Raw genomic sequence first — 15,090 nt, 5'->3', positions numbered from 1 at the left:
GTCCCGTCTGAGGTCCGTCAGTGCGTGCGGGCCGCGGCGTGGTCGTCGAACAGCTCGCGCTTCTGCTCCGGCGTCAGATGGCAGGCCGCACCCCGCCCGTCGACGATCTCCAGGACCGGGGCCTCGCCGGAGCACCGCCCGCCCGCGACCTTCTCGGCGAAGGGGCAGCGCGGGTGGAAGCGGCAGCCGGACGGCGGGTTGAGCAGCGAGGGCGGCGAGCCGGGGATCGGCGCCAGCGGTACGTCGACCGGTCCGTCCAGGCTCGGCATCGAACCCAGCAGCCCCAGCGTGTACGGGTGCCGCGGGGCGGCCAGCACCTCCTTCTTCGTCCCGCGCTCCACGCACCGGCCGCCGTACATCACCAGGACGTCGTCGGCCACGTCGGCGATCACGCCGAGGTCGTGGGTGATGAAGATGATCGCGGTGCCGAACTCCTGCTGGAGGTCCTTGAGCAGATCCATGATCTGCGCCTGCACGGTCACGTCCAGCGCGGTCGTCGGCTCGTCCGCGATCAGCAGCTCCGGGTCGCAGACCAGCGCCATCGCGATCATCGCGCGCTGGCGCATACCGCCGGAGAACTGGTGCGGGTAGTCGTCCACCCGCACATCCGGCTGCGGGATGCCCACGCGGCGCAGCATCTCCACCGCGCGGTCCCGGGCCTCCTTCTTGGAGCAGCCGGTGTGCTTGCGGTAGGTCTCACCGATCTGCCGGCCGATGGTGTGGTACGGCGACAGGGACGCCAGCGCGTCCTGGAAGATCATGGCCATCTTCTTGCCGCGGAGCCGCTCCAGCTCCTTCTCGGTGGCGGTGATCAGCTCCTTGCCGTCGAGCAGGATCTCGCCGTCGAGCGCGGTGTTGCGCCGGTCGTGCAGGCCCAGGATCGCCATGTTGGTGACGGACTTGCCCGAGCCGGACTCGCCGACGATGCCGAGGGTCTTGCCCTTCTCCAGGTCGAAGGAGAGCCCGTCGACGGCCTTGACGATGCCGTCCTCGGTGGAGAAGTGCACCTTCAGGTCGCGGATGGAGAGGAAGGGGGTGCTCATGGGTCTCTCCTTAGGCGAGGCGCACGCGCGGGTCGATGAGGGCGTACACGGCGTCCACGAGGATGTTGAACAGCACGATCGCGCCGGCGGCGACCAGGACGACACCGAGCAGCATGGGCAGGTCGTTGGTGCTGACCGCCTTCACCGAGAGCATGCCGAGGCCCTGGAGGCTGAAGGTGGACTCGGTGATGATGGCGCCGCCGAGCAGGGTGCCGAGGTCGAGGCCGAAGATCGTGACGATCGGGCCCATGGCGCCGCGCCAGGCGAACCGGAAGAACACCGTGCGGCCGGACAGGCCCTTGGCGCGGGCGGTGCGGACGTAGTCCTGGCTGAGCGTCTCGACCATCTGCGAGCGCGTCATCCGGGTGTAGTTGGCGGTGAAGATCAGCGACAGCACCAGCCAGGGCAGCAGCAGTCCCGTGGCCCATTCCGCCGGGTTGTCCGTGAACGGCGTGTAGTGCGCGCGGTCCAGCACCTGCAACTGGTCGACCAGCAGGTAGGTGGCGAAGACGCCGACGACGTAGATCTGCATCGAGGACGCGATCAGCGATGCCGAGCTGGCGATCTTGTCGAGGGCCTTGCCCTGCTTGACGGCGGCCAGCATGCCGGTGCCGATGCCGAAGAGCAGGAAGACCGCGGCGCTGCCGATGGCCAGCGAGATCGTGGTGGGGAAGCGGTCGAGGATGGTGTCCAGCACCGGCTCGCGGTTCTGGAACGAGTAGCCCAGGCAGGGCGCGTCGCAGCGCCCGAACGAGGTGTAGTCACGCCCCACGAACAGACCCTTGAGCCATTCCCAGTACTGCACCGGGAGCGGGTCGGCGATCCCCAGGTTCTGCTTGACCAACTCCAGGGTCTCCTGGGTGCAGACCTTGCCGCACGCGATGCGGGCGGGGTCGCGCGGAGCGGCGTAGAACAGGACGAACACCAGGGCGCTGATGATCAGCAGGATCACCGCGGCGCCGAGGATCCGGCGGGCAAGGAAGCGGAACATGGCAGTTGGGGTTTCCTGACGGATGCCGTAGGGGGTGAGACGGCGGGGCGGCACGCGGGCCGCCCCGCCAAAGGGCCGTTCGTCAGGCCTTGACGAAGGTCTTGTAGAGCAGGGTCGCGGAGAAGTTCGGGTCGAACTGGGCCCCGCCGACCTTGTTGCCGTAGACGTAGAAGCGACGCGAGTACGTCTCCGGGATCATCGGAGCGACCTCCTCCATGATCCGCTTGTCCAGCGCGGCCCAGGCCTTGCCGGCCTCCTCCTGGTCCGCGATGACCGCGTTCTCCTTGATGCCCTCGTTGATCCAGTCGACGTCCGTCTGCGAGACGTTGTTCTTGCCGTTGCCGATGGCGTCGCCGTCCAGCAGCGGCTGGATCATCGTGTAGGCGGTGGGCCAGTCCGGGGACCAGCCGCCCCACATCACGTCGTAGCTGTTGTCGGTCTGCTGGATCTGGTCGTAGTACGACGTGGAGTCGACCGGCTTGATGACCGGGGTGAAGCCGGCCGCCTTGAGCGCGTTCTCGATGACGACCTTGGTCTTGTTGTAGGTCGGGTCCTGCGGGAAGGCGTAGACGATCTTCTGGCCGAGCTTGCCGGCCTCCTTCAGCAGCTTCTTCGCGGCCTCCGGGTCGCCCTGCGGCTTCTTCAGCTTGCCGTAGACGTCGGTCTTCTGGAAGCCGATGATGTCCGGGCTGAGCACCGAGGTGGCGAGGTCACCGGCGGACGGGCCGCCGTAGATCTGCCGGATCTGCTGGAGCGGCCAGGCGTGGATGAGGGCCTGACGGACCTTCAGGTCGGTGACCCGCTTGGTGTTGATCCAGTAGAAGTAGGTGCCGGTGAGCAGGCCGTTGAAGGTGCGCTTCTTCAGCTCCGGGTCGGTGAGGACCTTCTGGATGCGCTCGGCGGGCACGCCCTTGTAGATGGAGACCGCGTAGGCGTCGGTGCCCTGGGAGGCGATGAGACGGTCGGTCGAGTCCAGGGTCTCGATGCCGAAGGTGAACTCGAAGTTGTCCGGGTAGGCGTTGCGGATCGAGTCGGTCTTCGGGTCCCAGTGCTTGTTGCGGGTCAGCACCATCGACTTGTCGGTGGTACGCGCCTTGATCTTGTACGGGCCGCAGGCGACCGGCTTCTTGTCGTACTTCTCCTTGGTGTCCAGCTTCACCGGCACCGCGGCGTAGGAGTGCATCGCCAAGGTGAAGTTGAAGTCCGGCTTGGGCTCGGCCAGCTTGAAGGTGATGGTCCGCTTCGCCTTGTCGGTGACGATCGCGTCCAGGTGCTTGCCGCCGTACGGACCCTCGTAGGCGTCACGCCACTTGCCGCCCTTGCCGGTCAGCGCGCGCTGCGCGTAGTCCGCGCCCTCGGTGATGAACGGCGCCCAGGCGCGCTCGAAGCCGTGGCGGACGTCCTCGACGGTCAGCTCGCTGCCGTCCTCCCACTTCAGACCCTCCTTCAGCGTGAAGGTCCAGGTCTTGTTGTCGTCGGAGGCGGTGCCGGTGTCGGTGGCCAGGTCGCCGACCAGCTTCTGCCGGCCCTCGGAGTCGATCTTGTAGCCGGTCAGGCAGCGGTGCAGCAGCAGCGCGACGGTGGAGTTGTACGCGTAGTAGATGCGCTGCGGGTCGAGGTGCGAGACGTCGTCCGGGGCCAAGCCGTAGATCGTGCCGCCCTTCTTCGCGCCGGGGATCTCCGGGGCCGGGCCGGTGGAGTCGGCCGCGGTGCCGATGGTGACCTGGGTGCCGGTGTACTCCGTGGCGCCCGCGCTCGGGGTGCCCTTGCCGCCGCCGGCGTTGCCGCTGCTGCACGCGGACAGCAGCGTCGAGCCGGCGGCCGCGACCGAGGTCGCGATCAGGAAGTTTCTGCGGGAAAAGGACATGGCTGGCCCCGTTCTGTGGAGGAAGGAAGGGTGGTACTGGCGCCCCGGCCGGGCCCCGTCGCCGCGGCCGGGGTGGAAACTCAGCGCTTGGTCTTGGGGTCCAGAGCGTCGCGGACCGAGTCGCCGAGGAGGTTGAAGGCGACGACGAAGATGATCATCGACACGCCCGGGAAGAGCATGAAGGTGATGTCGTCCTGGTAGTACTTGGCGCCGTTCTGGATCATCACGCCCCAGTCGGGGGTGGGGTCCGACAGACCGACGCCGAGGAAGGCCAGGCCCGCTTCGGCCGTGACGTAGGCCGGCAGCATGAGCGTCGACTGGATGAGGATCGGCGTCCAGAGGTTCGGCAGCAGTTCCTTGAAGATGATCCGCGCCGGGGACGCGCCGGTGACCTTCGCCGCCTCGACGAACTCCCGCTCGCGCAGGGCGAGGACCTCGCCGCGCAGCAGGCGGGCGACGGAGGCCCAGCCGAAGGCGGTCATCACGAGGATGAGGCTGGTGACGGTCAGCCAGACCGGGGTGTTCTCCTCCGGCGAGACGAAGATCGCCAGCACCACCGGCCAGAAGGCGATGAAGAAGAGGGTCTGCGGGAAGGCCAGCAGGATGTCGATGACCCGGCCGACGAGGTAGTCCGTCTTGCCGCCGAGGTAGCCGGCGGTGATGCCGATGACGACGCCGAGCAGCGCGGTCAGCAGCGTGGCGACGGCCGCGATGAGCAGCGAGTTGCGGATGCCGTAGAGCAGGAACGTGAAGACGTCCCGGCCGAGCTGCGGCTCGATGCCGAACCAGAACTCCGAGTCGATGCCGCCGTTGGGCTTCACCGGGAAGTTGAACTCGTTCAGCAGACCCGGGATGTTCATCCCGTACGTGGTGTACGGGTCCTTCCCGTAGAGCTTGGCGATCAGCGGCGCGCAGATGCCGATGACGAAGAAGAAGAGCACCACACAGGCGGAGATCACGCCCGTCCGGTCGCGCTTGAAGCGGTTCCAGGCGAGCCGCCCCGGCGAGCGGCTCTCGCTGCCCTGCGGGGCCGAGGACTTCGCCGGTTTCGCGTTGTCTTCGTCGGTCACCTCAACAGGGGTGGCCGTGGAAGGGGTTGGGGGGGTCATGATGCTCCGTGCCTTGCGGGTCAAGGCTCCGCAGGGCGTTCCCTACGGGCTACGCGGGACTTTTTCAACGCAATTCATTCAAGGTCAACAAAATCTGGTCCGAGTTGGGTTGCTCTTTACCTTCTTTGCCTCCGCTTGACCACCTCGTAGCTACGCGGGTAGCGCTTCCGTGATCAAGTTGTGTCTTACATCCGGCCAACTGCGCCAAACGGGCGATGTGTTCGATATGCGGACGGCGAGGTGTCGAAATGTGTACATGCCGGGTTCGGTTTTCAACGGTTCGGCATCGGATCCCGTCGATCTGTTGCACGGGATTCGACGGTCCACTTCCGCTCACGGGACAGCCGGGGACAAGATCACCCCAAAGGACGGGAGCGTATGCGGTGTGCACTGTTTGCGCCGATATTTGCCGGTAACGCATCGGTGTTCGCCGGTGCCGGATCGGCTGGGTCTGAGGAGGCACACCATGCGCGGAGCCACGCACGCCAAGTGGGTCGCATGCGCGGCGGCGGCAGCCCTCGCGGCCACCGCCTGCGGGGGCGGCGGTGGCAGCGGCGGGGGTGCCGACGCGGTGCTCAGCTCCTCCTGGGGAGACCCGCAGAACCCGCTCGAACCGGCCAACACCAACGAGGTGCAGGGCGGCAAGGTCCTCGACATGGTCTTCCGCGGCCTCAAGCGGTACGACCCGGAGACCGGCGAGGCCGAGGACATGCTCGCCGAGAAGATCGAGACGACGGACTCCCGGACCTTCACCATCACCGTCAAGGACGGCTGGACCTTCAGCAACGGCGAGAAAGTGACGGCCAAGTCCTTCGTCGACGCCTGGAACTACGGCGCGAGCCTGCGGAACAACCAGCGCAACGCGCACTTCTTCAGCTACATCGAGGGCTACGACAAGGTCCACCCGGCGAAGGGGAAGCAGAGCGCCGACACCCTCTCCGGACTGAGGGTCACCGGCGAGCGCACCTTCACCGTCGAACTCACCCAGAAGTTCTCGACCTTCCCCGACACCCTCGGCTACAACGCCTACGTCCCGCTGCCCCGCGTCTTCTTCGACGACCACGACGCCTGGCTGGCCAGACCCGTCGGGAACGGGCCCTACACCGTGCAGTCGTACACCCGGGGCTCACAGATGTCCCTGCGCGCCTGGGAGGAGTACCCCGGCCCGGACAAGGCGCAGAACGGCGGCGTCGACCTCAAGGTCTACACCGACAACAACACCGCCTACACCGACCTCATGGCCGGCAACCTCGACCTGGTCGACGACGTGCCCGCCGCCCAGCTGCGCAACGTGCGCAGCGACCTCGGCGACCGCTACCTCAACACCCCCGCCGGCATCCTCCAGACCCTCGCCTTCCCGTACTACGACCGGGCCTGGGGCAGGGAGGGCATGGACAAGGTCCGCCGCGGTCTGTCCATGGCCATCGACCGCGAGCAGATCACCGAGACGATCTTCCAGAAGACCCGCACCCCCGCCACCGACTGGTCCTCCCCGGTCCTCGGCGAGGACGGCGGCTACCGGGCGGGGCTGTGCGGTCAGGCCTGCGAGTACCGGCCGGAGGAGGCCAAGAGGCTCATCCAGGAGGGCGGCGGGCTCCCCGGCGGCCAGGTGAAGATCACGTACAACGCGGACACCGGCTCCCACAAGGAGTGGGTCGACGCCGTCTGCAACTCCATCAACAACACCCTCGGCAACGACCGTGCCTGCGTCGGCAACCCCGTCGGCACCTTCGCCGACTTCCGCAAGCAGATCACCGACCGGAAGATGTCCGGGCCGTTCCGCGCGGGCTGGCAGATGGACTACCCGCTCATCCAGAACTTCCTCCAGCCGCTCTACTACACCAACGCCTCCTCCAACGACGGCAAGTGGTCCGACGCCGCGTTCGACAAGCTCGTCGACGAGGCCAACGCCGAGACCGACACCACCAGGGCCGTGGAGAAGTTCCAGCAGGCGGAGGAGGTCGTCCGGGACAACATGGCCGCCATCCCGCTCTGGTACCAGAACGGCAGCGCCGGCTACTCGGAGCGGCTGTCGAACGTGCGGCTCAACCCGTTCAGCGTCCCGGTGTACGACCAGATCAAGGTGAGCTGAGGACACCGCCATGGGACTGTACGTCGTCCGGCGGCTGCTCCAGATGATCCCGGTCTTCGTCGGGGCCACGCTGCTGATCTTCCTGATGGTGAACGTGATGGGCGACCCCATCGCGGGCCTGTGCGGCGAGCGGCAGTGCGATCCGGCGACGGCCGCCCAGCTCAGACGGGAGTTCGGCCTCGACAAGCCGGTGTGGGAGCAATACCTGACCTACATGGGCAACGTCTTCACCGGCGACTTCGGCACCGCCTTCAACGGGCAGCCGGTCACCGAGCTGATGGGCTCCGCCTTCCCGGTCACCATCCGGCTGACGATCGTCGCGGTCCTCTTCGAGATCGTCATCGGCATCACCCTCGGCGTCGTCACCGGCCTGCGCCGCGGCCGGCCGGTCGACACCTCGGTCCTCCTCGTCACCCTCGTCGTCATCTCCGTCCCCACCTTCGTCACCGGCCTGCTGCTCCAGCTGCTGCTCGGTGTGAAGTGGGGCTGGATCAAACCCTCGGTGTCCCCGGAGGCGGGCTTCGGCGAGCTGATCGTCCCCGGCCTCGTCCTCGCCTCCGTCTCCCTCGCCTACGTCACCCGGCTGACCCGCACCTCCATCGCCGAGAACAAGCGCTCCGACTACGTCCGTACGGCGATCGCCAAGGGCCTGCCCCGCCACCGGGTCGTCACCCGGCACCTGCTGCGCAACTCCCTCATCCCGGTCGTCACCTTCATCGGCACCGACATCGGCGCGCTGATGGGCGGCGCGATCGTCACCGAGCGGATCTTCAACATCCACGGCGTGGGCTACCAGCTCTACCAGGGCATCCTCCGCCAGAACACCCAGACCGTGGTCGGCTTCGTGACCGTCCTCGTCCTGGTGTTCCTGCTCGCCAACCTCCTCGTCGACCTCCTGTACGCCGTACTCGACCCGAGGATCCGCTATGCCTGAGCAGCAGCCGTTCGAGCCCGAGCGCACCATCGCCGGCACCGGCATGGGCGGCCAGATGGACCTCGCGGCGAGCGAGGCGGTGACGCTGGAGAAACCCCTGGAAGGCGGCAAGGGCCCCGAGGGCGCGGGCGGCCCCGCCGGCAGACCCCGCTCGCTGTGGTCCGACGCTTGGCACGACCTGCGCCGCAACCCGGTCTTTCTCGTCTCCGGCCTGGTGATCCTCTTCCTGGTCGTCATCTCCCTGTGGCCGTCCCTGATCGCCTCCGGCAACCCCCTGCACTGCGACCTCGCCAAGGCCCAGCAGGGCTCCCAGCCCGGCCACCCCTTCGGCTTCAACGGCCAGGGCTGCGACGTCTACACCCGCACCGTCTACGGCGCCCGTACGTCCGTCGCGGTCGGCGTCTGCGCCACCCTCGGCGTCGCGATCCTCGGCAGCGTGCTCGGCGGACTCGCCGGCTTCTTCGGCGGGGTCTGGGACTCGGTCCTGTCGCGCGTCACCGACATCTTCTTCGCCATCCCGGTCGTCCTCGGCGGCCTGGTCCTGCTGTCGGTCGTCACCAGCAACGCCGTCTGGCCGGTCATCGGCTTCATGGTGCTGCTGGGCTGGCCGCAGATCTCCCGGATCGCCCGCGGCTCCGTCATCACCGTCAAACAGAACGACTACGTCCAGGCCGCCCGCGCCCTCGGCGCCTCCAACTCCCGGATGCTGCTGCGCCACATCGCGCCCAACGCCGTGGCCCCCGTGATCGTCGTCGCGACCATCGCCCTCGGCACCTACATCGCCCTGGAGGCCACCCTGTCCTACCTCGGCGTCGGCCTGAAACCGCCCAGCGTCTCCTGGGGCATCGACATCTCCGCGGCCTCCCCCTACATCCGCAACGCCCCCCACGCCCTCCTGTGGCCCTCCGGCGCCCTGGCGATCACGGTCCTGGCCTTCATCATGCTCGGCGACGCGGTCCGCGACGCCCTCGATCCGAAGCTGAGGTGAGACGTGCTGCTGGAAGTGCGTGATCTGCATGTGGAGTTCCGCACCCGGGAGGGCGTCGCCCGGGCCGTCAACGGGGTCACCTACGGCGTGGACGCGGGGGAGACGCTGGCCGTGCTCGGGGAGTCCGGGTCCGGCAAGTCGGTCACCGCGCAGGCCGTCATGGGCATCCTCGACATGCCGCCGGGGCGGATCACGGCGGGGGAGATCCTCTTCCGGGGCCGCGACCTGCTGAAACTGAAGGAGGACGAACGGCGTAAGGTGCGCGGCGCGGAGATGGCGATGATCTTCCAGGACGCGCTGTCCGCGCTGAACCCGGTGCTGACCGTGGGCGACCAGCTCGGCGAGATGTTCGTCGTGCACCGGGGGATGTCGAAGAAGGACGCCCGCGCCAAGGCCGTGGAGCTGATGGACCGGGTGCGGATCCCGGCCGCGAGGGAACGGGTCCGGCAGTACCCGCACCAGTTCTCCGGCGGGATGCGCCAACGCATCATGATCGCCATGGCGATGGCCCTGGAGCCCGCGCTGATCATCGCCGACGAGCCCACGACCGCGCTGGACGTGACGGTCCAGGCCCAGGTCATGGACCTGCTGGCGGAGCTTCGGCGCGAGTACCACATGGGCCTGATCCTCATCACCCACGACCTCGGCGTCGTCGCGGACGTGGCCGACCGCATCGCCGTCATGTACGCGGGCCGGATCGTCGAGTCCGCCCCGGTCCACGACATCTACAAGGCCCCCGCGCACCCCTACACCCGCGGCCTGCTCGACTCCATCCCCCGCCTGGACCAGAAGGGCCAGGACCTGTACGCCATCAAGGGCCTGCCGCCCAACCTGCTGGACATCCCGCCCGGCTGCCCCTTCCACCCCCGCTGCCCGATGGCCCGGGACGTCTGCCGCACCGACGTACCGCCCCTGTACGAGGTGGACGGCGACCGGGGCAGCGCCTGCCACTTCTGGAGGGAGTGCCTGCATGGCTGAGCCGATCCTCCAGGTGCGCGGACTGGTCAAGCACTACCCGCTGACGCGGGGCGTCCTCCTCAAGAAGCGGATCGGCGCGGTCAAGGCCGTCGACGGAGTGGACTTCACCCTCCACCGCGGCGAGACCCTGGGCATCGTCGGGGAGTCGGGCTGCGGCAAGTCCACGGTCGCCCGGATGCTGGTCGGCCTGGAGCGGCCGACCTCCGGTTCGATCAGGTACAAGGGCGAGGACGTCACCCGGCTCTCCGGCCGCGCCCTCAGGGCCGTACGCCGCAACATCCAGATGGTCTTCCAGGACCCGTACACCTCCCTCAACCCCCGGATGACGGTCGGCGACATCATCGGCGAACCCTTCGACATCCACCCCGAGGCGGCCCCCAAGGGCGACCGGCGCCGCAGGGTGCAGGAGCTGCTGGACGTCGTCGGCCTGAACCCGGAGTACGTCAACCGCTACCCGCACCAGTTCTCCGGCGGCCAGCGCCAGCGCATCGGCATCGCCCGCGGCCTGGCGCTCCGCCCGGAGGTCATCGTCGCCGACGAACCGGTGTCCGCCCTGGACGTCTCGGTCCAGGCGCAGGTGATCAACCTGATGGAACGTCTCCAGGACGAGTTCGACCTCTCCTACGTCTTCATCGCCCACGACCTGTCGATCGTCCGGCACATCTCGGACCGCGTCGGGGTGATGTACCTGGGGCGGATCGTCGAGACCGGCAGCGACACCGAGATCTACGACCACCCCACGCACCCCTACACCCAGGCCCTGCTCTCCGCCGTCCCCGTGCCCGACCCCGAAGCCCGCGAACACCGCGAGCGCATCATCCTGCACGGCGACGTCCCGTCCCCCACGAAGATCCCCTCCGGCTGCCGCTTCCGCACCCGCTGCTGGAAGGCCCGCGAACGCTGCGCCCTGGAGGTCCCGGCCCTCGCCGTCCCCGAGTCCTTCCGGCGCGCGACCGGCCCCGCCGCCCACCCCAGCGCCTGCCACTTCGCCGAGGAGAAGCACGTCGTCCCTTCGGAGCAACCGCGGTAACACACCGGCAACTCCCCCGACCCTGTTCCGATATACGGACGCGTCAGGCTGAACACCGTACGGCCGTGCGGGTGCCGTAAACGGGCCGGGACGCGCCATGTCGTCCCGGCCCGTTGCCGTCCTACCCGAGCCCCAGGGCCCGCTTGAGGAAGTCCACCTGGAGCAGCAGAAGGTTCTCCGCGACCTGTTCCTGCGGGGTCATGTGGGTGACGCCGGACAGCGGCAGCACCTCGTGCGGGCGGCCGGCCGCCAGCAGCGCGGAGGACAGCCGCAGGGCGTGGGCGAAGACCACGTTGTCGTCGGCCGTGCCGTGCACGATCATCAGCGGCCGGTGCGGCTCGGCGGGGGCGGACAGGCCCTCGTCCGTCACCAGCGAGCTGCGCGCGTACGCCTCGGGGGACGCCGCCGGGTCGCCGAGATAGCGCTCGGTGTAGTGGGTGTCGTACAGCCGCCAGTCCGTCACCGGTGCTCCCGCGATGCCCGCGTGGAAGACGTCCGGGCGGCGCAGCACCGCGAGGGCGGCGAGCCAGCCGCCGTAGGACCAGCCGCGAATGGCCACCCGGCTCAAATCCAGCGGACGATTCCGCGCCAAATCCTGAAGTGCCTCGATCTGGTCGTCGAGGGAGACGGTGAAGTCCTGGTGGATCGCCTTCTCCCAGCCGGGGGAGTGGCCGGGGGTGCCGCGCCCGTCGGCGACGATCACCGCGAAGCCCTGGTCGGCGAACCACTGCGAGGTCAGATGGGCATTGTGGGCGGCGACCACCCGCGGACCGTGGGGGCCGCCGTAGGGGTCCAGGAGGACGGGCAGGGGAGTGTCACCGGGGTAGTCCCGTGGCATAAGCACGGCGCACGGAATTCTCCGTGCGCCCCCCTGGGTGAGAGTGACCCGCGGGGACATACCGGGGTCTTCGGCGTACGACGGGATGACCGCGACTTGCTTCCCCTCCCGCAACACCCGCACCCGCGCCCCCGGCCGCTCCAGCGTCGCCGACACCAGCACGGTCACGTCCCCGGACCGCACCGCCGAGTGCACCCCGGGCTCCTCCGACAGACGCTCGACACCCAGCTCGTTGACCCGGTAGACATGCACCTCACCGGTCTCCGGCCGTTCCGCTTCCGCGCCCGCGGACGCCGAGACGAGCACGTCGTCGGAGGACACGTCCAGCACCGCGCGAAGGTGCAACTGCCCCCCGGTGAGCACCCGTTCGCCGACCGCCAGCACCCGCGCACCGCCCTCGTCGGCGATCCGCACCAGCTGCCCCGAGGGCGACCAGCAGGGCACCCCAGGGAAAAGATCAAGCCAAATCGGATCTTCGTCGGCGTGCACCATCCGGGTCGCGCCGGTGTCCGGATCCACCGCCAGGTACAACTGGCTGCGCTGGTCCCGCGCCTGGACCAGCAACAGCGGCGCACCCGCCGCTGACCAGTGCACACGCGCCAGATACGGGTAGCGTGCCCGGTCCCAGACGACCTCCGTGCGGGCCCCGTCGAGGTCCACGACGAACAGCCGGACCTCCGCGTTGGCCGTCCCCGCCGCCGGATAGGGGACGTGTTGTGGGTCACGTTTCGGCTCCGCCGGATCGGAGATCCACCACCGCTCCACCGGCGTGTCGTCCACCCGCGCCACCAGCAGCCGGTCCGACTCCGGCGCCCACCAGAAACCCCGCGAACGGCCCATCTCCTCGGCCGCGATGAACTCCGCCAGCCCGTAGGTCACCCCGTCCGATTCCGGTTCGGCGAGCGCCCGGTCGCCCGCGCCCTCCGCGCCGACCACCCGCAGCGCACCTCCCGCCACGTACGCCACCAGGCGGCCGTCGGGGGAGGGGCGCGGGTCGATCACCGGGCCGGCGACGGGCAGTTCACGCGCCGTACCGGCCCGCAGCTCCGCCGTGAAAAGCCGCCCTGACAAGGCGAAAGACGCCAACTCCACCGCCGTGTCGGTGGCATAGCCGACCACCCCGGCGCCCCCCTCGCGGCTGCGCTCCCGCCGCGCCCGTTCCTCCGGCGGAAGGTCCTCGGCGGCGCCGCCCAGCAGCACGGCCGGGTCGGCGGCCACCCGCTCGGCGCCCTCCGCCAGGTCGAGCACCCACAACGCGTTCGCCCGGTCGGTACCGGAACGCGAGCGCAGGAACACCACCCGCGACGCGTCGGGCGCCACGGTGAACGAACGCGGCGCGCCGAGCGTGAACCGCTGGGTCCGCGCGTGCCGTCGGGGGAAGGAATCAGGCTCGGTCGTCATGCCCCGACCATATTGGCCATGCGCCCCCTTGTGCGGCTGTGCGCCGAGAGATGCGCGCGCACGGATAGTTATGATCACTAGCGCTGTGTGGGTATGAACCTGCTGGCCGCTGTATGGATTTACACGTTCCCCTGCTCTGTGCCCCCACGTTCCCGGGACCTTGGAGGTGAGCCGCCGTGGCACTCTCGATTTCGGCGGTGGTGCTGCTGGCGATCATCGTCTTCCTGCTCATCAAGAAGTCAGGACTGAAGGCCGGCCACGCCGTGGTCTGCATGCTCCTCGGCTTCTATCTCGCCTCCTCGACGGTCGCCCCGACGATCAGCGAGCTGACGACCAACATCGCCGGGATGATCGGCAGTATCAAGTTCTGATCCCTTTAGGGTGGGCCTCATGAGTGACCTGCCCTCCCGGCGTCTGCTCCTGGTGCACGCGCACCCGGACGACGAGTCGATCAACAACGGCGCCACCATGGCCCGGTACGCGGCCGAGGGTGCCCACGTGACCCTGGTCACCTGCACCCTCGGCGAGCGCGGCGAGGTCATCCCGCCCGCGCTCGCGCACCTGACCGGCTCCGCCCTCGGCGCGCACCGCCTGCGCGAGCTGACCGCCGCCATGGCCGAGCTGGGCGTCACCGACTTCCGCCGCCTCGGCGGCGACGGCCGCTACGCCGACTCCGGGATGATGGGCCTGCCCGACAACGACGACCCGGCCTGCTTCTGGCAGGCGGACGTCGACGAGGCCGCCGGACACCTCCTCGCGGTGATCCGGGAGGTACGCCCCCAGGTCCTCGTCACCTACGACCCCGACGGCGGCTACGGCCACCCCGACCACATCCAGGCCCACCGCGTCGCCATGCGCGCCGTCGAACTGGCCGAGCAGGCCGGCTGCGCCCCCGCCAAGGTCTACTGGAACCGCGTCCCGCGCACCGCGGGCGAGGCCGCCTTCGCCCGCCTCCACCAGGAACTGCCGGGCCTCTCCTTCACCCGGGCCGCCGCCCTCGACGACGTCCCCGGCGTCGTCGACGACGAGCGGATCACCACCGAGATCGACGGCGGGGACGCGTACGCCGCCGCCAAGGCCGCCGCGATGGCCGCGCACGCCACCCAGATCACGGTCGAGGGCGACTTCTTCGTCCTCTCCAATGAACTGGCGCAGCCCGTCCTGCGTACCGAGTACTACGAGTTGGTACGGGGCGAGCGAGGCGAGACGGGGGTCCCCCCGGCCGAAGGCCGGGGGGAGGCCGGCGTGGGCCGGGAGACCGACCTGTTCGCCGGGATCGCCACCGAGGAGGCGTCATGACGGACCGAGGTTCCCCGCTCGCCCAGCCCCTGACCCGGCCCTCCGCGGGCCGGATCGCCGCCCATCTGGGGCTCTTCCTGCTCGGCGCGGTCGTCGGCGCGGCCGGCGCACTGGTGCAGAGCGCCTGGTTCCCGGGCGGCCTGCTGCTCGCCCTCGCCGGCGCGGCCGGGGCGTTCCTGGGCGGGTCCCGGGCCACCGGCGGCCGGGGCGGGGCCCTGGCGCCCGCCGCGGGCTGGATGATCGCCGTCGTGCTGCTCACCACCAGCCGCCCCGAGGGCGACTTCGTCTTCGCGGCGGGCGTCGGCTCGTATCTCTTCCTGCTCGGCGGCATGGCCGTGGCTGTGATCTGCGCCACCCTCGGCGTCGTACGGCAACCCGGGGGTCCCGCCGTCCGACTTGGCAAGTGACGTACCACTTCGCCGTCAAGCGCACGTGCGAGTCCCGTGTGGGTTTCCCCAGCGGTCATGGGATAAGCGCCGGAAGCGGACAGTATGGTTGTGCGCGCCGCCGAGCCGCCCGA

At 69.2% G+C, this 15,090-nt stretch carries 13 protein-coding genes; 8 read left to right on the top strand and 5 right to left on the bottom strand.

From position 1 onward, the window contains the following. Positions 1-17 precede the first annotated feature (17 nt). The 4 genes from ACIG0D_RS14260 to ACIG0D_RS14245 all read right to left on the bottom strand — a co-directional run bounded on the left by ACIG0D_RS14260 (position 18) and on the right by ACIG0D_RS14245 (position 5,010). The gene (locus tag ACIG0D_RS14260; protein WP_399799908.1) at positions 18-1,043 is read right to left on the bottom strand and encodes an ABC transporter ATP-binding protein; all 1,026 of its coding nucleotides are present in this window, start codon (positions 1,041-1,043) and stop codon (positions 18-20) included. Positions 1,044-1,053: 10 nt separating this feature from the next. After that, a complete protein-coding gene (locus ACIG0D_RS14255; protein ID WP_399799904.1) occupies positions 1,054-2,034 on the bottom strand; it encodes an ABC transporter permease in 981 nt (326 codons plus the stop codon). Between the two features lie 82 nt (positions 2,035-2,116). After that, a complete protein-coding gene (locus ACIG0D_RS14250; RefSeq protein ID WP_399799901.1) occupies positions 2,117-3,901 on the bottom strand; it encodes an ABC transporter substrate-binding protein in 1,785 nt (594 codons plus the stop codon). 80 nt (positions 3,902-3,981) lie between these two features. Continuing rightward, positions 3,982-5,010, bottom strand: a complete 1,029-nt coding sequence (locus ACIG0D_RS14245) for an ABC transporter permease (RefSeq protein WP_399799899.1) — start codon at positions 5,008-5,010, stop codon at positions 3,982-3,984. A 466-nt stretch (positions 5,011-5,476) separates the two neighbouring features. Here ACIG0D_RS14245 and ACIG0D_RS14240 point away from each other — a divergent pair, with 466 nt between their 5' ends. From ACIG0D_RS14240 to ACIG0D_RS14220, 5 genes are read left to right on the top strand one after another with little or no spacing between them, the layout of a single operon-like run. Continuing rightward, positions 5,477-7,102, top strand: a complete 1,626-nt coding sequence (locus ACIG0D_RS14240; RefSeq protein WP_399799896.1) for an ABC transporter substrate-binding protein — start codon at positions 5,477-5,479, stop codon at positions 7,100-7,102. Between the two features lie 10 nt (positions 7,103-7,112). Continuing rightward, entirely contained in the window at positions 7,113-8,036 is a 924-nt protein-coding gene (locus ACIG0D_RS14235; protein ID WP_399799893.1) for an ABC transporter permease, read from the top strand. Then, entirely contained in the window at positions 8,029-9,024 is a 996-nt protein-coding gene (locus tag ACIG0D_RS14230; RefSeq protein ID WP_399799891.1) for an ABC transporter permease, read from the top strand. The genes ACIG0D_RS14235 and ACIG0D_RS14230 overlap by 8 nt, the downstream gene beginning before the upstream one ends. 3 nt (positions 9,025-9,027) lie before the next feature. Further along, positions 9,028-10,002, top strand: coding sequence for an ABC transporter ATP-binding protein (locus ACIG0D_RS14225; RefSeq protein ID WP_399799889.1), 975 nt, complete (start codon positions 9,028-9,030; stop codon positions 10,000-10,002). Then, positions 9,995-11,032: an ABC transporter ATP-binding protein gene (locus tag ACIG0D_RS14220; RefSeq protein WP_399799886.1), complete on the top strand. Its 1,038-nt coding sequence runs from the start codon at positions 9,995-9,997 to the stop codon at positions 11,030-11,032. The genes ACIG0D_RS14225 and ACIG0D_RS14220 overlap by 8 nt, the downstream gene beginning before the upstream one ends. Positions 11,033-11,153: 121 nt before the next feature. On the opposite strand, the gene ACIG0D_RS14215 is transcribed toward ACIG0D_RS14220, so the two are convergent. Then, positions 11,154-13,271 (bottom strand): prolyl oligopeptidase family serine peptidase, encoded by a 2,118-nt coding sequence (locus tag ACIG0D_RS14215; protein ID WP_399799884.1) that lies wholly within the window; start codon positions 13,269-13,271, stop codon positions 11,154-11,156. 176 nt (positions 13,272-13,447) lie between these two features. Here ACIG0D_RS14215 and ACIG0D_RS14210 point away from each other — a divergent pair, with 176 nt between their 5' ends. The 3 genes from ACIG0D_RS14210 to ACIG0D_RS14200 are packed head-to-tail and all read left to right on the top strand — an operon-like array spanning position 13,448 to position 14,977. Then, complete coding sequence (locus ACIG0D_RS14210) at positions 13,448-13,642, top strand: hypothetical protein (protein WP_019755516.1); 195 nt, start codon at positions 13,448-13,450, stop codon at positions 13,640-13,642. 19 nt (positions 13,643-13,661) lie between these two features. Further along, positions 13,662-14,570: an N-acetyl-1-D-myo-inositol-2-amino-2-deoxy-alpha-D-glucopyranoside deacetylase gene (mshB, locus tag ACIG0D_RS14205; RefSeq protein WP_399799881.1), complete on the top strand. Its 909-nt coding sequence runs from the start codon at positions 13,662-13,664 to the stop codon at positions 14,568-14,570. Beyond that, the gene (locus ACIG0D_RS14200; protein ID WP_399799879.1) at positions 14,567-14,977 is read left to right on the top strand and encodes a DUF6113 family protein; all 411 of its coding nucleotides are present in this window, start codon (positions 14,567-14,569) and stop codon (positions 14,975-14,977) included. The genes mshB and ACIG0D_RS14200 overlap by 4 nt, the downstream gene beginning before the upstream one ends. Positions 14,978-15,090: the final 113 nt, after the last annotated feature.

Origin of the sequence: Streptomyces sp. NPDC052773 (genome assembly GCF_044547145.1) — a bacterium.
Classification (GTDB): Bacteria; Actinomycetota; Actinomycetes; order Streptomycetales; family Streptomycetaceae; genus Streptomyces.
The sequence above is the reverse complement of the archived record's forward strand: the minus strand, read 5'-3'. Positions and strand labels throughout refer to the sequence as shown.